The 15,019-nt window shown below is 57.8% G+C and carries 19 protein-coding genes; 16 read left to right on the top strand and 3 right to left on the bottom strand.

Annotation, left to right across the window (positions count from 1 at the left end):
* The first annotated feature begins 11 nt into the window (after positions 1–11).
* The 9 genes from P398_RS0106715 to P398_RS0106755 all read left to right on the top strand — a co-directional run bounded on the left by P398_RS0106715 (position 12) and on the right by P398_RS0106755 (position 6,001).
* Positions 12–401 carry a flagellar protein gene (locus P398_RS0106715; protein ID WP_231557559.1) on the top strand — a complete coding sequence of 130 codons (390 nt, stop codon included), beginning with the start codon at positions 12–14 and terminating at the stop codon, positions 399–401.
* A gap of 23 nt (positions 402–424) precedes the next feature.
* On the top strand, positions 425–676 hold the full coding sequence (locus tag P398_RS0106720) for a flagellar biosynthesis anti-sigma factor FlgM (protein WP_024370489.1): 252 nt from the start codon (positions 425–427) through the stop codon (positions 674–676).
* Between the two features lie 111 nt (positions 677–787).
* Positions 788–1,144, top strand: a complete 357-nt coding sequence (locus tag P398_RS0106725) for a flagellar export chaperone FlgN (RefSeq protein ID WP_029334545.1) — start codon at positions 788–790, stop codon at positions 1,142–1,144.
* A 12-nt stretch (positions 1,145–1,156) separates the two neighbouring features.
* Entirely contained in the window at positions 1,157–2,647 is a 1,491-nt protein-coding gene (gene flgK, locus P398_RS0106730) for a flagellar hook-associated protein FlgK (RefSeq protein WP_029334546.1), read from the top strand.
* A 6-nt stretch (positions 2,648–2,653) separates the two neighbouring features.
* A complete protein-coding gene (gene flgL, locus P398_RS0106735) occupies positions 2,654–3,583 on the top strand; it encodes a flagellar hook-associated protein FlgL (protein WP_029334547.1) in 930 nt (309 codons plus the stop codon).
* Positions 3,584–3,610: 27 nt separating this feature from the next.
* The gene (locus tag P398_RS0106740) at positions 3,611–4,165 is read left to right on the top strand and encodes a DUF6470 family protein (RefSeq protein WP_235263313.1); all 555 of its coding nucleotides are present in this window, start codon (positions 3,611–3,613) and stop codon (positions 4,163–4,165) included.
* A 15-nt stretch (positions 4,166–4,180) separates the two neighbouring features.
* Positions 4,181–4,618 (top strand): flagellar assembly protein FliW, encoded by a 438-nt coding sequence (fliW, locus tag P398_RS0106745; RefSeq protein WP_024370484.1) that lies wholly within the window; start codon positions 4,181–4,183, stop codon positions 4,616–4,618.
* Positions 4,618–4,845, top strand: coding sequence for a carbon storage regulator CsrA (gene csrA, locus P398_RS0106750; protein WP_024370483.1), 228 nt, complete (start codon positions 4,618–4,620; stop codon positions 4,843–4,845). Before fliW ends, csrA begins: the two co-directional genes overlap by 1 nt.
* 100 nt (positions 4,846–4,945) lie before the next feature.
* Positions 4,946–6,001 carry a GGDEF domain-containing protein gene (locus tag P398_RS0106755; protein ID WP_029334548.1) on the top strand — a complete coding sequence of 352 codons (1,056 nt, stop codon included), beginning with the start codon at positions 4,946–4,948 and terminating at the stop codon, positions 5,999–6,001.
* A gap of 27 nt (positions 6,002–6,028) precedes the next feature.
* Here P398_RS0106755 and P398_RS0106760 read toward each other — a convergent pair whose 3' ends face one another.
* Positions 6,029–6,895: a YitT family protein gene (locus P398_RS0106760; protein WP_029334549.1), complete on the bottom strand. Its 867-nt coding sequence runs from the start codon at positions 6,893–6,895 to the stop codon at positions 6,029–6,031.
* Between the two features lie 160 nt (positions 6,896–7,055).
* On the opposite strand from P398_RS0106760, the gene P398_RS0106765 reads away from it, so the two are divergent.
* Complete coding sequence (locus P398_RS0106765; RefSeq protein ID WP_029334550.1) at positions 7,056–7,931, top strand: YitT family protein; 876 nt, start codon at positions 7,056–7,058, stop codon at positions 7,929–7,931.
* A gap of 115 nt (positions 7,932–8,046) precedes the next feature.
* Here the strand turns inward: P398_RS0106765 and P398_RS0106770 are convergent, their stop codons facing one another.
* Entirely contained in the window at positions 8,047–9,513 is a 1,467-nt protein-coding gene (locus P398_RS0106770) for an IS1182 family transposase (RefSeq protein ID WP_029334551.1), read from the bottom strand.
* A gap of 354 nt (positions 9,514–9,867) precedes the next feature.
* Between P398_RS0106770 and P398_RS0106775 the strand changes: the two genes are divergently transcribed.
* On the top strand, positions 9,868–10,818 hold the full coding sequence (locus P398_RS0106775; RefSeq protein ID WP_029334552.1) for a DMT family transporter: 951 nt from the start codon (positions 9,868–9,870) through the stop codon (positions 10,816–10,818).
* A gap of 2 nt (positions 10,819–10,820) precedes the next feature.
* Complete coding sequence (locus P398_RS0106780; protein ID WP_034798989.1) at positions 10,821–11,114, top strand: putative quinol monooxygenase; 294 nt, start codon at positions 10,821–10,823, stop codon at positions 11,112–11,114.
* A gap of 32 nt (positions 11,115–11,146) precedes the next feature.
* On the opposite strand, the gene P398_RS0106785 is transcribed toward P398_RS0106780, so the two are convergent.
* The gene (locus P398_RS0106785) at positions 11,147–11,644 is read right to left on the bottom strand and encodes a hypothetical protein (RefSeq protein WP_024370477.1); all 498 of its coding nucleotides are present in this window, start codon (positions 11,642–11,644) and stop codon (positions 11,147–11,149) included.
* A gap of 156 nt (positions 11,645–11,800) precedes the next feature.
* On the opposite strand from P398_RS0106785, the gene P398_RS0106790 reads away from it, so the two are divergent.
* The 4 genes from P398_RS0106790 to P398_RS0106805 all read left to right on the top strand — a co-directional run bounded on the left by P398_RS0106790 (position 11,801) and on the right by P398_RS0106805 (position 14,917).
* Positions 11,801–12,286, top strand: coding sequence for a hypothetical protein (locus P398_RS0106790; protein WP_024370476.1), 486 nt, complete (start codon positions 11,801–11,803; stop codon positions 12,284–12,286).
* 55 nt (positions 12,287–12,341) lie between these two features.
* On the top strand, positions 12,342–13,169 hold the full coding sequence (locus tag P398_RS0106795; RefSeq protein WP_029334554.1) for a GNAT family N-acetyltransferase: 828 nt from the start codon (positions 12,342–12,344) through the stop codon (positions 13,167–13,169).
* Positions 13,170–13,178: 9 nt separating this feature from the next.
* Positions 13,179–13,502, top strand: coding sequence for a hypothetical protein (locus tag P398_RS0106800; protein WP_024370474.1), 324 nt, complete (start codon positions 13,179–13,181; stop codon positions 13,500–13,502).
* A 122-nt stretch (positions 13,503–13,624) separates the two neighbouring features.
* On the top strand, positions 13,625–14,917 hold the full coding sequence (locus P398_RS0106805) for a methyl-accepting chemotaxis protein (RefSeq protein ID WP_081828289.1): 1,293 nt from the start codon (positions 13,625–13,627) through the stop codon (positions 14,915–14,917).
* The last annotated feature ends 102 nt before the right edge of the window (positions 14,918–15,019 follow it).

The following is a 15,019-nucleotide window of genomic DNA, read 5'->3' on the forward strand; positions in this document are numbered from 1 at the left end:
GGCAGAGGTGAATGACATTGGAAGCGACAACTTGTCAAACGTGCGGGCGCTTGTTCATGAAACAAGGCCGCTCGCCATACTGCCCGTCCTGCGCTGAAGTCGATTTTCAAAACTTCTTGAAAGTGCGCGACTTCATCCGCGAACCAGCGAACAAACAGACAACGATCGGAGCCCTCGTCGAAGCGACAGGCGTCTCCGAACTTGATATCACGCGATACATCCATGAAGGACGCTTGATCATCAAGGACAATCCTGCACTTGCCATCAGTTGCGTCCGGTGCGGTGAACCGACGAACGCAGGCAAAGTATGTGCCAGTTGCCAGACCGACATGCAGCAGGAACTTCAACACTTGCAAGCCAGTGTCACGAAACCGAGCGTCCGCGCTTATCGTTTGGACTAACATCATGAAGAGGGGGGACACGCATGCGCATCGATTCTGCCAAGTGGGTACATTTACCGAACACTTACGAGAAGAAAACGCAAGCCGAGACGAAGCCCGAGCCAACACGCCAAACGGACCGACTATCGATATCGGCGGAAGCCCGCGCCCGGTTTGAAGAACCGGTGAAACATCCGGATCGCCTCGAGAAGATCAACGCCTTGAAGGCCGAGATCGACGCGGGGACGTATTCACGGGACGCGCGCGACATCGCCAAACGCTTTCTACAAGGATGAATGGAAGCGAGGTCCGCTTGAGGCCTTCGCATGGATAACACGGCACGGAAGCTGACTAGACAAGGGAACCCCTTTTTTAGTCGGCTCTTTTTTTGGAAAAAGGAGACCATTATGCTCACATTACATACACGTTTGCTCGAACTCGCCTACGACAAAGAACAGCTGTTGATCAAAGGCGACATGCCCGCCTTCACGGCGCTCGTCAAAGAAGAAGCGAAACTCGTCCGTCAAATCGCACAAAAAGAAGTGGAACGACTTCAAGGTTTGCTCGTTTTGGACGATGAAGAGAAAGAAGCACTGAGACCGGTCTTGTTCGAATTGAAACGGCAGAACGAATTGAACGCCGCGCTGCTCGAACAGTCGCTCAACTACATCAACTGGCATCTCGACATGCTCATGCCAGACGCAGACGATTTCACTTACGGCCAACAAGCGTTCGAGACACGCTCGTTCAGCCGCGACGTATAAGGGGGAAGATTCATGGGTTCAACATTTATGGGATTGGAGACGGCACGACGGAGCCTCTCGACGCACCAATGGGCGCTCCAGGCGACCGGCAACAACGTCGCCAACGCCTCTAACCCGGGCTATTCGCGCCAACGCCTGACAATCGGCATGACCGAGCAGTTGAGCGTCAGCTTCGGCGGCACGAAGGCCGGACAGTTCGGGACCGGTGTCCGCGGTGAGACGCTCGCCCGGATTCGCGACTTGATGATCGACCAGCAGTATCGGGACGAGTCGGTGAAGAACGCCTTCTACGCGACGAAACAGGCCGCCTTCGGCCGGATGGAAGACATCATCAACGAGCCCTCGGAGAACGGCCTCGCCAAATCGCTCGACTTGTTCTGGGCGTCGCTCCAAGACTTGTCGGTCAACCCGGACGACACGGGCGCGCGCAGCGTCGTACGCCAACGGGCGATGACGCTCACGGAGACGTTCAACTACATGTCGTCGTCGCTTTCGAAAGTCCAGGACGACTTGAAATCGGAAGCCGACGTCGTCGTGAAGAAGATCAACGACCTCATGACGAAGATCGCGAACGTCAACCGCCAGATCGGCGACTCTGAGCCGCTCGGCGTGTTGCCGAACGAGCTGTACGATGAGCGCGACCGCTACATGGACGAGCTCGCCCAATACATCGACTTCAAGCGCGTCCCGGTCGACTACTTGAACGGGGAGACGCGCGGAAACTCGCAACGTGTCGCCGAAGGCCGGCTCGACATCCGCGTCACGATCAACGGGCAAGACGTGACGCTCGTCGACGGCATCTCAGGTGGCGTCGGCAAGTTCGACAACTTGGCGATGACGGACGCGACGGGTGCTTCGACAGACTTGACGCACGCCGACATGCCGAACGGGAAATGGAAGGCGCTCGTCGAGATGTACGGCTCGGCCGACGGTCCGGAAGGGGCCGACGGGGCCTTCACGACGATGCTCAAAGACTTGGACGAGATGGCGAAACAGTTCGCCACAGCGTTCAATGATCTGCATAGTCAAAACAAGGACGCCAAAGGGACGGACGGGACGAGCGACTTCTTCGCGAACGTCGATAGCGCCGCCACGATCAAAGTGAGCGACGCCATCATGAAGAACCTCGACTTGATCGCCGCGTCAAAAGACGGCAACATCGGGGACGGCAGCGGGGCACTCGCGCTCGCGAACTTGAAGACGACAGCGCTCGCCTTCAACGGCTCGGTCACGACCGACACGTCGATCGGCAAGTATTATCAGAACGTGATCGGTAATATGGCCGTCGCGGCCGACCAGAGCGGACGGCTCGCCAAGAGCACGTTCGCCCTCATGGCGAGCTCGGACCAGCGCCGCATGTCGGTGAGCGCCGTGTCGCTCGACGAGGAGATGACGATGATGATCCAGTACCAGCACGCCTATAACGCGGCGGCCCGGAACATCACCGCCGTCGACGAGATGCTCGATAAAATCATCAACGGCATGGGAATCGTAGGGAGGTAATGACTGATGCGTGTCACACAGACGATGCTCACACAGACGAACTTGAAGCACTTGTCGTCGAGCTATAACGCGCTCGCGAAAGTGCAAGAACAACTGATCAGCGGGAAACGGATTCAACGTGCCTCGGAAGACCCGGTCGTCGCGATGCAAGGCATCCGCTACCGGACCGAGGTGCGCGAGATCGACCAGTTCCGCCGCAACGTCAGCGAGGCGACGAGCTGGATGGACTTGACCGATTCGACGCTGAACGAAGTCACGGAAGCCGTCAAACGAATCCGCGAACTGACGACGCAAGCGTCGAACGACACGTACGAGTCGTCGCAGCGGGCGATCATCAAGAGTGAGATCGACCAGCTCGTCGAACATATCGGGTCGCTCGCGAACGCGAAGTCGGGCGAGAAGTACATTTATAACGGCACGAAGACGGATCAACCGCTCATCGACATGGCGGCGCTGAAGGCGTTCCTCGCCGACCCGGCCGCGGACGTCGATTCGATTTATACGGGCGGCGTGCCGACGGACAGCGGCAAGATCGCCTTCGAGGTGTCAAAAGGCATCACGATGCAAGTGAACATGCAGCCGGAGACGGTGTTCGGCCGGGAGCTGTTCGAAGGACTCCGTGACCTCAGCCGCCTGCTCGGCGACGAGACGACGGGCGGGGCCGACTTATCGGCCCAGCTCGCGACGCTCGACACGCTCGGACAGAACTTGATCACGGAACGGGCCGAGCTCGGAGCGCGCGCGAACCGGCTCGAACTCGTCGACAACCGTCTGCAAGACCACGAGATCATCGCGAAGACGATCATGTCGAACAACGAGGACATCGACATCGAGCGCGTCATCATGGAGCTCAAATCCCATGAGACGGTGCACCGGGCCGCACTGTCGGCCGGTGCCCGCATCATCCAGCCGACGCTCCTCGATTTCCTTCGGTAACGGCGGATGAATCTCGCGAGGCTTGAGATGCGGCAGACGCATGCCGCCATCCAAATGACGTCGAACCGACCCGTGCTCGAGATGAGACAAGGCCGGGCCGACATGACGATGACGCAAGGGAAGGCCGAGATGACGCAACGGACGACACAAGGGACGCTCGAGGTCGACTCGTCGGTCGCTTGGAGCGAGAGCAACTTAAAAGGCGCGCTCGAACTCGGCCGTCACTTCGGCGGGCTCGGTGAACAAGGGGCGCGTGAGGCGACGAGCATGGCCGCCCGCGAAGGCGACCAGCTCATGCGCATCGAGAACGGCAACCCGATTCCACAGATTGCCGCGAGCAAAGTGAACGACCCGTATCCGGTCGTCGACCTCGATTTCATGCCGAAGTCGATCGACCGCGTCAAGTTGACGTACACGCCGGCGGATGTCAAAATCGAGTGGAACGTGACACCGGCACAGATTGATGTATCGCTCACCCCGGCCGACATCTCGTTCACGCCATGGACGACGGACATCTCGCTCCGTCAACAGGCGTCGCTCGAGATGTGGGCGGTCGGTGGGATGTATGATGAGACGCGTTGAAAGTGAGGAAGATCCATGTTCATTGAGACAGATTATTTTGGCAAGATCGAAGTGAAAGAAGAAGAGACGATCTCGTTCGTCAGTGAGATCCCGGGGTTCCCGGAGTCGAAGACGTTCGCGCTCATCCCGTACGGTGACGACCTTCCGTTTTGGTCGCTCCAGTCGCTTGAGGACAAGGCGTGCGCCTTCGTCGTGACGAACCCGTTCTGGCATAAGCCGGACTACGCGTTCGAGTTGACGGACGGGGCGAAAGACCAGCTCGGCATCGACGAGGCCGAACACGTCTCGGTGTATGCGATCGTCACCCTCCGCGAGCCGTTCGAGACGTCGACGCTCAACTTGAAGGCCCCGATCGTCATCGAGACGAACGAGCGCCGCGGCAAACAAGTCATCTTAGACGATGCCTACCCGGCCCGCTTCCCGCTCGGCGGTCAGAAAAGTGAGGTGCGCTGATGCTCGTATTGAAACGAAAACAAGGCGAGGCGATCCATATCGGTGACGACGTGACGCTGACGGTGCTCGCGATCGAGGGCGACCAAGTGAAGCTCGGCATCGACGCGCCGCGCCATATCGACATCCATCGCCACGAAGTGTACGTCCAGATGCAGGCCGAGAATGAGTCGGCCCGGGACAGTGCCAACTTGATGCGACAGATGATGCAAAACAAGTCGGAAGCGTGAGCTTTCGGCTTTTTGGCGTCATGATTTTTTGACAAGGGTGACAGACGTCACGCCAATACGATACGATGGATGGGAAATTTCGGGGAAAGGACGCGGTCGTTTGGGTCAAGTTGTCAATATCTTCTTCATCAATATCAGCATCATCTATCTCGTCTTGTCGCTCACGCTCTACTTGATGCGGCACGTGTTGCCGGTGCAAGTGGCGTCGCCGCTCGCTGTCCGGGTATGGTTCGGGCTCGCGATGGGGCTCGCGGCCGTCTTGTTGACCGTCAACTCGTTCTCGGTCGGGGAGGCGCGCATCGACCTCCGCATCATTCCGCTCGCTTTGGCGGCGGCGTACGCCGGGCCGGTCGGGGTCGCCGTCACGATTGGGCTGACACTTCTTGGTCGCTTCGGGCTCGACGGCATGACCGATCAGTTCATCCGCTCGTTCGGCACACTCGGCCTGTTCTTCGTCTTATCGCTCGTCTTGAATCGATTGTCACTGCGGCGCGGTCACTTATACTCGGCCTATCTCGTGTTTGGGGCCGTGCTCGTCTTATTCCGCATCGCCGGAAATATTCCGATGCACGCGTTCACGAATGTGTTCCTGCCGTATTTCGTCATCACATTCTTCGGCGGCTGGATGTGCTACTGGGTCGCGAAACAGATCGAGACACATTTACGCATGTTCCGGCTCCATACGCAACGGGCGACCGTTGACGAGTTGACAGGGCTACCGAACCGTTATATGACGATCGAACGGTTGAACGACGTCGAGGCGTCGGGCCTCCCATGGGCGCTCCTCGTCATCGACGTCGACCGGTTCAAACAGTTGAACGATACATATGGCCACCGGGCCGGGGATGCGGTGTTGCGTCGAATCGGGACGACGCTCCGCGACCATTGTCCGGAAGCTGGCTTCGTCGGACGTTACGGCGGGGAAGAGTTCGTCATGGTGACCGAGGACACGCATGATGCCGATCAGCTCGCCGAACGCCTCGTCCGTGCGGTCCGAGAGACGACGTATACGTTCGAGGGCCAACCGATTCCGATGACGATCTCGGTCGGGGTGTCGATCGCGAACGCCGAACCGGGCACGGTCGTGTTCGAGCGGGCCGACGCGGCGCTCTATCAGGCGAAGGCGGACGGGCGCGACCAAGTGAAGATCGGGTAAACAAAAAATCGGCCGCGGCCGATTTTTTTAGTGGATATTTTTCTTCTTGAACTGTCCGCCCCGGACGTCGTGGATGTTGCCGATGGCGAGGAACGCCTTCTCGTCATAGTCGTCGAGGATGTCTTTCAGCTTCGTCTCTTCGAGTCGGCTGATGACCGTGAAGACGACTTTCTTCCCGTCGCCCGTATAGGCGCCTTCCCCGTGCAAGTACGTCACGCCGCGGCCGAGCCGGTCCATGATCGCCTGGCCGACGTCTTCAGGCGACGTCGTGATGATCCACGCCGTCTTCGATTGGTCGAGCCCCTCCAAGACAACGTCAATCGTCTTGAAGGCGATGAAGTAGGTGAGGAGCGAGTACATCGCCCGGTCCCAGCTGAAGACGAAACCGGCCGTCCCGAGGATGAAGATGTTGAAGAACATGACGATCTCGCCGACCGAGAACGGGAGCCGATTCGTGAACGATACGGCCAAAATTTCCGTCCCGTCGAGCGATCCGCCGGCGCGGATGACGAGGCCGATTCCGACGCCGAGCAAGAAGCCACCGAAGACGGTCGACAAGAGCAGGTCGTCCGTGAACGGCTCGACGTTATGTAGCAGAATCGTGAAGCCTGACATGAGGAGGATCGCCGTCAACGTGACGACGGCGAACGTCTTCCCGATCTGACGATAGCCGAAGTAGATGAACGGCAAGTTGAAGAGGACGAGCCAGATGGCGAGTTTCGTGCCGGACAAGTACGACACGATGATCGACACCCCGACGATGCCGCCGTCGATGATTTGGTTCGGGACGAGGAACGCCTCGAGCCCGATGGCGAAGATGAAGGCGCCGAACAAGAGGAGGAGTCCTTTGGCGACGAGTTCCGTCCCTTTGATCGGGTTATGTTCGCGCTTCAAGCGCGTCACTTCCTCCGGTGACGGGGAAGGTATCGGTGGACGCTACATGTGACATCCGCCCCTTTCCTTTTTTTATTTAGTATAGCATGTCGACCCCGGATGCGAACGACACCATCTCGTGAATTTAGTTATGTATTATAACTAAAAATATGCTAGACTGATGAAATGTAAGGAAAGGAAGGGTACTATGAAACGAACAAAATGGAGAGTCAACCTCATCATGAACGTCATCGGGGGTTTGATCGCCGCTTATGGACTCGAGTCGGTCCTTATCCCGAACAACGTCTCCGACGGGGGCATCACCGGCCTCAGCATCGTCGGTTCTCAGCTGTTCGGCTTGCCGCTCGGGATCTTCATCGCCATCTTGAACGTCCCGTTCATCTATCTCGGCTATAAACAAATCGGCAAGAGCTTCGCGATCTTGTCGGTCACCGGTATCGCCTCGCTCTCGATCGGCACCGTCGTCATGCACCACGTCCCGACGATCATCGAAGGGGACGCGCTCCTCATCACGGTCGTCGGCGGGATCATCATCGGTCTCGGCATGGGGCTCGCGCTTCGGAACGGGGGCGCGCTCGACGGGATCGACATGCTCGCCGTCTTATTGTCGCGGAAGCTGCCGTTCAGCACGAGCGACTTGATCCTCTTCTTGAACGCGTTCGTCTTCATCGTCGTCTCGACGGTGTTCGGGCTCCAAGGCGCGGTCTTGTCAGCCATCGCCTACTTCATCGCCTCGAAAGTGATTCATATCGTCGAGGAGGGCCTGAGCGGGGCGAAGACGTTCAACATCATCACGAGCGCACCCGACGAGATGGTTGAGACGATTCGTGACCGGCTCGGACGGAGCGTGACGCTCAAATCGATTCAAGGCTCGTACTCGAAAGCGGCGTACCATGAGATCACATGCGTCATCAACCGGCTCGAGGAGCGGAAGTTGAAAGACATCATCGATCACGTCGACCCGGAAGCGTTCGTCGTCGTGTATGAAGTGACGGAAGTGAAAGGCGGCACGTTCCAAAAGCGCGACATCCACTGAACACCTGGCCGAATCTGGGAGGGCACTGAAAAACCTCCGCTCTATCCGAGCGTGAAAAGAAAAAAGGGGGATTGAACCGACTCACGTCGGGACAATCCCCCTTTTTTCCTTGCCCTCATCCTGTATTTTCTTTTCGAAGGGCGATGATTCGCTTCAGGTTGACCGCAATGATTGCCATCACGCCCTGTAACGTCATGCCTTTCAGGTCTGACGTCTTGTTGCGCGCCAGACCTTGTGGGTTCTTCAATTGACTATTTTTCGCCTCGATGGCGAAGCGCTTGCGGCGATAGTCCTTGAACTCATCCGTCTGCTCGTACTCGTACTGTTCGCTATGCTCCCTCGATTTCAAGGACACGCTGTACGTTTTCGATTTTGCACCATTCTTGTAACAGCCATTGCGCAACGAGCATTGCTTACAGAGCTCGATATCGAAATAATGCGTTTCTTTCTGATTTTTACCGATGTCCTTTGTCCCTGTCCGGGCCTTCCGGATGGCCATGTGCCCGGCGGGGCAGACGTAGCGTTCGGCATCCTTGTTGTAGGTGAACCCCTCACCGCGGTTATCAGCCGGCGAATAGACACGCGGATTCAACGGGGCGACAAGCTTACATCCTTGTGAGGCAGCGTAAATCAGGTTGTCACGGCCAGAATAGGCGGCGTCACCCACGATGTGGTCGAACTCGGCACCGGCTAGATGGCTCTTCTCAACAAGACTCGCCAATTGTGGCCCGTCTGCCACCTCGCCAGATGTGACGACGACAGCCGTGATGATGCCCTCCTCCGTCATCGCGAGATGGTGCTTGTAGCCGAAGAACGACGAGTCGGCACTCTTGTGCCCCGTCCGGGCATCGCTGTCTTTGGACACCTGCAGCTCGACATGCGCATCCTCCGCTAGCTCACGCACCCGGTTCACCTGGTCTCGGATGTGCTCGCGAAACATCAGCTCGGGCATCCCGGTCTCGACGGTCTCTGCGACGGCAAGCGCATAGGCGAGGAGTTGGTCGATATCCTCCTCGTCGACCTTTTCCGGGAAACGACCTTTCGCATCGACCGATGATTGGTAGCACGCTTGTCTCAGGCGTTTCGTCTCGTCGATGATTGCCTGTCTGATCGGTTTCTGCCCGTACCGGGCCCGTGAATGGGTCGCGTCGACGATCAATGTCCGTCCCTTGAGCAGCCCCATCCCTTTCGCGACCTCGACCGTGTGCCCGATCAACTTGTCGAGCAGCTCGTCGTCGTCCATGCGCTGACGACGGAACTTCGTGAGCGAGGAGGGGTTGATGACGTCATCTTCCGGTGCCAGGTCCAGAAAATATTTGTAGGTGAGGTCGGTCTTCGCCCGTCTGACGAGGTCGACGTCGGACAGGTTCGAATGCGCCTTCAGGAACAGATATTTGAACATCCGGACAGGATGGACGGCCATCCGACCGTTGTCGTGGCAATACGTATCCTCGAGTAGGTCCGTGATAAAATCGAACGAGACGAGGTCATGGATGAGCCGCAGTTCGTCATCGGCCGGAATCAACAGGTCATAGAGGGCCGCATACGGGCTCGGCGGCATGTTGGGCAGGTCAGGCATCATCGGGATCGCCTCCAGATTGGTTGGTTACAGCCAGTATAGTCCGGAATGTCAGGCGCGTACAGCGCCGCCCGAGGGCACGCCGACTCCCGGGGAATCAGCGGGCAAGGCGAGACCCAGCAGCGACGACGTCGCGATGCGGCTCGGCGCCCGCCCCCAGGAAAGCGGCGTGCCGGACAGGGCGGCTGAAGGGCAATGAAAACAGAGGAGCGCCACCCCTTCCGGGACGACGCTCCTCTGTTCAAAAACATTTGAAGTTTTTCAGTGCCCTCCGAATCTGGTCCGGTGTTTTTTTGATTTGGCAGGAGAACGGGAGCGGCGCATTGAACTAGTGGGGATTCAGAAAGGAGGGATGCGATGCGTCCGCTCATCCTCGGCGTGTTCGCCGCGCTCTTTTTCGCGAGCACGTTCGTCTTAAATGAAGCCATGCATATCGGGGGCGGCCACTGGGCGTATAGCGCCTCGCTCCGCTTCTTGTTCATGATTCCACTCCTCGTCTTAGTCGTCGCCATGCGCGGCGGATTGGGACGGGTACGAAAGGAACTCGCAAGCGACCCGGTGCCGTGGCTCGTCTGGGGGACGGTCGGGTTCGGCCTGTTTTACGTCCCGATTTGTATCGCCGCCGTCGAGGCACCGCCTTGGCTCATCGCCGGCACGTGGCAAGTGACGATTCTCGCCGGGGCGCTCTTGTCGCCGCTCTTCAAAAAAACGGACGGGACGCGCGAACAGATTCCGTGGACGGCGCTCCGGTTCTCCGGGATCATCCTATTCGGTGTCGTCCTCATGCAAGTCGAGTTTTTACAGACGTTCGAGCCGCGCTTCCTGCTGATCGGCGTCTTGCCAGTGCTCCTCGCCGCGTTCGCCTATCCGCTCGGCAACCGGAAGATGATGGCCCACACCGACCTCGACGTGTTCGAGCGCATCCTCGGCATGTGCGTCGGCTCGCTCCCGGTATGGTTGTTGTTGTTCGGCTACGGGCTGACGACCGGTGTGCCGTCGGGGGCGCAAGTGTCGCAGACGCTCCTCGTCGCGTTACTGTCCGGCGTCATCGCGACGGTGCTCTTCTTCAAGGCGACCGACCTCGTCAAACACGACATGGGCCGGCTCGCGACGGTCGAGGGGACACAGGCGCTCGAGGTGCTGTTCGCGCTCGTCGGCGAGATTTTGATTTTACAGGCGGGGCTGCCGTCAGGGCTGTCGCTCGTAGGAATTGGGATTGTCATGCTCGGCGTCACGTTGCATAGCCGGGCTTCACTCAAAGTGATGGAAAGGTCAGTCGCGATCGACCGTTACGGGAAGGAGGGATGAAGATGGCATATGGAATGATCGGCAAGTTGACCGCGATTCAAGGAGAGCGGGAGACGTTGCTGGCGATACTGCTTGAGGCCGCCACGGCGATGGAACAGGAAGCGGGGTGCGAGGCGTATCGGGTGAGCGTCTCGCTCGACGACGACGCGATCGTCGTCTATGAAGTGTGGACAAGTGAGGCCGCCCACCAACAGTCGCTCGCGCTTCCGGTGACAAAGCGATTGATCGATCAGGCGAAGCCGATCTTGGCCGGTGTCGAACAGATGGTGACGTTTGAGCCGAAAGGAACGTATTAAAAGACCCACGTCCGCGGACGTGGGTTTGTCAGTTACGATTTTGTGAGGCTACCTTTGACTTTGGCGTAGAAATCGTCCATCATACCAGTACGGCTGCCGAGCTGGCAGACGAGTTCGAGCGTCTCTTTATAGAACTTCTTGACGAGCCCTTTGTTTTTGATGGCTGGCATCGACGCGAGCGTCTTCTCTAAGTTCTGCAAGATCTCTTCGATTTGCGCGTCCGAGTCCGGCTTCACGATCGTCATGTTTTCCGGGATTTTGACGATTTTGTCTTGCTCCTGGTGACGGAACGAGGCGCCGAAGCCGAGGTTCTCGATGAAGAGGTGCGGCATCGCCTTCTGGCCGAAGAACTGTTTATGCCAGTCCGTCGCTTTCATCGTGTCCATGTCCTGCTTGAACGTGGACGCCGTCGACACGTACTGTTTGAACAGGTCGGTCATGAACTTCTCGATGACCGGGATTTGAAGGGCGAAGACGTTTTTTAAGAGCGCGTCGAGCTGCGCCCGTGACAATTGGGATTCGTTAGACATGTCGGTTCCTCTTTTCTATAATGCGATACTTTTATCGTATGGGATTGGGGAACGTGCGTCAACGCATCCCGAAACATTTTTTCAGAATATTTAATGATTTGCCTGCATTTTGTGCGATAATCGTCTCATGGCAGGAATAAAGAGGAGTGGATCAACATGAACAAAACATTGAAGTGGGCCGTCGCGCTTGGCGTGACCGGGGCCCTTGTCGCAACGGTCGGTGTCGTCTCGTCCCGGGGACGGACCGATGACACGTCGCAGACGATTCGGGACCGTGCCCTCGGCTATGAGATCATTCTCCCGTCGAAGATTGCCGAGGCGATCGAGCGCGGAGACGTCTACATCGAGAAGTCGCAAGACGTGACCGATATCGGCGACAAGGCGAGCTACGGCACGTTCGACCTCTACTACAATCTTGAGGGCGGCGACGACCAGTTGTTGTTCCACTTGGACCTCGTCGACCGCGAGTTGTCAGAAGAGGCATTCGCGGAGGAGGTCGGCTACGGCAACTACCTCGGTGCGAGCGACAAGACGTTCTTCTGGGTCGAACCGACCGAAGCCGTGCCGGGTGCCGAGGCGCACACGGACGAGATCACGGAGCTCCTCGAGACGCTCCCGGAGCTCGAGTTCCGCACGTTATGAGTCCGCCCGCTTCGGCGGGCTTTTTGTTGTGCTACAATAAAGGCGAGGTGATGGTATGAACTATACAGTAGAAGAAGTAAGACAACCAGAAGACGTGAGAACGCTCGAAGAAACGGTCAACACGTTTGACGGAATCGACGTCAAAGTCGGCCATGAGGCGGTCGGACAGAACGACTACGCGGTTTACGCGGACGATTTGCTCGTCGGGTATTTGATGTTGTTCCCGTATCTCGAGAACGAATACGAAGTGAACGCGCTCGTCCATCCGGATTACCGGAAGCAAGGTGTGTTCAAGGCGCTCTTGGAGACGGCGAAGCGGGACGCGAAAGCGAACGGCTGCGAGGCGTTCACGTTCGTCATCGACCGGAAGTCGAAGTCTGGCAAGGCGGTCGTCGACCACCTTGGTGCGGCGTATCGGTTCTCCGAGTACAACCTCGTCTTGAAGAAGGCGGAACTGTTCTTGAAGCCGAACGAGGTGTCGCTCCGCGAGGCGACGGACGCCGACCGTCCGCTCATCATCGAGACGCTATCTGAGGCGTTCGGTGACCCTGTGGACGTGACGGAAAATATCTATAGCCAAATCGACACGACGGACCGCGTGACGTATATCGGCGAGGTCGAAGGTCGTCCGGTCGGCGTCATCCGCGCGCTCCTCTCAGGCGACGACGCGGGAAGCATCCACGCGTTCGGTGTCCGGGCGAGCGAGCAAGGCAAAGGCTACGGCTCGAAGATGTTGAAGCAGATGGTCCAGCAGCTGTTCCGCATGGGCCGGACGAAGCTCGAACTCGACGTCGAGACGGAGAATAAGGCCGCGCTCGAGATTTACAAGCGGGCCGGTTTCGCGGAGAATGGCGGATATGAGTTTTACCTATTAGAACTGTGAGGTGACAGCATGGTCAGAAATTTGAAATGGCTCGGGGCGGCGTTTGAGGCGTTCCTCGGGATCCCGATCCTCGGCGGTCTGTTCATCATCAGCATGGGCTACTCGCCGCTCGGGTTCATGCTCGCGTTCCACATCGTCGTGCTCGTCTTGTCGCTCACCCGACTGAACCGATTGTCGTTCGGTCCGATTGTCGGCATCACGGCGTCAGTGCTCGGCTTTATCCCGATCGTCGGAATGATGCTCCACTGGGCGGCGGCGATTGCGCTCACGATCGATGCGCTCACGACGACGCGTGAACGGTCGCGTGTAACAAAAGACACCGACCCGTTTTGAACGGACGCTCTCCATGAGGAGGGCGTTTTTTTATTGACCAAACGTTCAACTGAAAACGCTATACAAAAGCTTCCAACGAGACGATATAGAAGGTGATGAATTACACAGAGGAGGAACTCATAGTGAAGATTTTCAAAAACTTTACGACCCAGCTGCTCGCGTGGATTTTGGTCACATCCATCGTGACGGGCGGTTCGGTCGGGTACATCACGCTTCTATTGCTCACGGAGCTCGAGATGGCGAAAGGACAGGTCATGCTCGTCGGGACGGCCGTGTCGCTTCTCATTTCAATTATCGGCAGTATCGTCATCTACTTGATCGCGCGCCGTCCGCTCAAGGCGATCGAGTCGGCGTCGGACAAGGCGGTCCAAGTCGGTAACGGCGACTTGACGGTCGAGTTCGCGAACGAGAAGACGAACGACCGCTCGGAGATGGGCCGTCTGCTTCTATCGATGGACAACATGGTCGGACACTTGCGGGAGCAAGGCACGAACATGCGCTATACGGCCGACCAATTGACGGGTTCGGCGCAAGAGATCGCGGCGGCCGTCCAAGAAGGCAACGTCGCCGGCGAGAACATCCGCCAAGCGATGGACGCATTGAACAAGATGCTCGATGACAACGTCAACGCGACGTACAGCTCGATGGATTTGCTCGGGGCCGTCGCCCGGACGATGGAGAACATCCGTCAAGAGATGGGCTCGGCTTTGAATGCGGCGAGTGAGATGCAACAAGAGGCCGAGAGCGGGAAAGGGCTCGCCTCGTCGTCAGTCGATGCGATGCATGCGATCGCCGGCAAGGTCGAGCAGTCGTCGACGCTCAACAGCAAGTTGACAGAAATGACAGGTGAGATTTCACGGATCACGGATGTCATCAGTGACATTTCGGCACAGACGAACCTGTTGGCGTTGAACGCATCAATCGAAGCGGCCCGGGCCGGGGAACACGGACGCGGATTCGCGGTCGTTGCGGCCGAGGTCAAGAAGCTCGCCGAACAGACGGCGAACTCGACGCAAGAGATCACGGATTTGATTGTCGACGTCAAACGTCTCGTCGGCGACACGTCGTCATCGATGGCGAACGTGAAAGCGGAAGTGGAAACAGGGGTTGGTCTTGTCGAGAAGGCGGGTGGCGCGTTCGCGACGATTCACAACTCGGCGAACGAAGTATATAGCCACGTCCATTCGGTCGATGCACTCTTAGATGAGTCGCGTGGGCAAATCGACTCGGTCGTCACGAACTCGGCTGGTATCGTCGGCATGGTCGAAGAGGCGTCACGTTACGCCACGGAAGTCACGTCGGCGGCGAGCCAGCAGGCGGCAAGTCTCGGTGAAGTGAACGGCGCGATGACGGAGCTCGTACGTGTTGCGGAAAGTTTGCAGAATGAGACGGAGCAAGTTAAGGTTGAAGTGTAAGGAGACGCGACCCAGCGATGGGTCGTTTTTCTATTTTATTTAAATTTTCTACTCGAAACGTGTAACTTTTTTCGAAAAAGACTAAACAGATTCGGGATGACT

Source organism: Exiguobacterium aurantiacum DSM 6208 (assembly GCF_000702585.1).
Classification (GTDB): Bacteria; Bacillota; Bacilli; order Exiguobacteriales; family Exiguobacteriaceae; genus Exiguobacterium; species Exiguobacterium aurantiacum.

What these genes read in the sequence shown, in the direction of transcription:
- P398_RS0106715 (WP_231557559.1), top strand. Translation starts at nt 12, where the DNA reads ATGACATTGGAAGCGACAACTTGTCAAACGTGCGGGCGCTTGTTCATG.
- P398_RS0106720 (WP_024370489.1), top strand. Translation starts at nt 425, where the DNA reads ATGCGCATCGATTCTGCCAAGTGGGTACATTTACCGAACACTTACGAG.
- P398_RS0106725 (WP_029334545.1), top strand. Translation starts at nt 788, where the DNA reads ATGCTCACATTACATACACGTTTGCTCGAACTCGCCTACGACAAAGAA.
- flgK (WP_029334546.1), top strand. Translation starts at nt 1,157, where the DNA reads ATGGGTTCAACATTTATGGGATTGGAGACGGCACGACGGAGCCTCTCG.
- flgL (WP_029334547.1), top strand. Translation starts at nt 2,654, where the DNA reads ATGCGTGTCACACAGACGATGCTCACACAGACGAACTTGAAGCACTTG.
- P398_RS0106740 (WP_235263313.1), top strand. Translation starts at nt 3,611, where the DNA reads ATGCGGCAGACGCATGCCGCCATCCAAATGACGTCGAACCGACCCGTG.
- fliW (WP_024370484.1), top strand. Translation starts at nt 4,181, where the DNA reads ATGTTCATTGAGACAGATTATTTTGGCAAGATCGAAGTGAAAGAAGAA.
- csrA (WP_024370483.1), top strand. Translation starts at nt 4,618, where the DNA reads ATGCTCGTATTGAAACGAAAACAAGGCGAGGCGATCCATATCGGTGAC.
- P398_RS0106765 (WP_029334550.1), top strand. Translation starts at nt 7,056, where the DNA reads ATGAAATGTAAGGAAAGGAAGGGTACTATGAAACGAACAAAATGGAGA.
- P398_RS0106770 (WP_029334551.1), bottom strand. Translation starts at nt 9,513, where the DNA reads ATGATGCCTGACCTGCCCAACATGCCGCCGAGCCCGTATGCGGCCCTC.
- P398_RS0106775 (WP_029334552.1), top strand. Translation starts at nt 9,868, where the DNA reads ATGCGTCCGCTCATCCTCGGCGTGTTCGCCGCGCTCTTTTTCGCGAGC.
- P398_RS0106780 (WP_034798989.1), top strand. Translation starts at nt 10,821, where the DNA reads ATGGCATATGGAATGATCGGCAAGTTGACCGCGATTCAAGGAGAGCGG.
- P398_RS0106785 (WP_024370477.1), bottom strand. Translation starts at nt 11,644, where the DNA reads ATGTCTAACGAATCCCAATTGTCACGGGCGCAGCTCGACGCGCTCTTA.
- P398_RS0106790 (WP_024370476.1), top strand. Translation starts at nt 11,801, where the DNA reads ATGAACAAAACATTGAAGTGGGCCGTCGCGCTTGGCGTGACCGGGGCC.
- P398_RS0106795 (WP_029334554.1), top strand. Translation starts at nt 12,342, where the DNA reads ATGAACTATACAGTAGAAGAAGTAAGACAACCAGAAGACGTGAGAACG.
- P398_RS0106800 (WP_024370474.1), top strand. Translation starts at nt 13,179, where the DNA reads ATGGTCAGAAATTTGAAATGGCTCGGGGCGGCGTTTGAGGCGTTCCTC.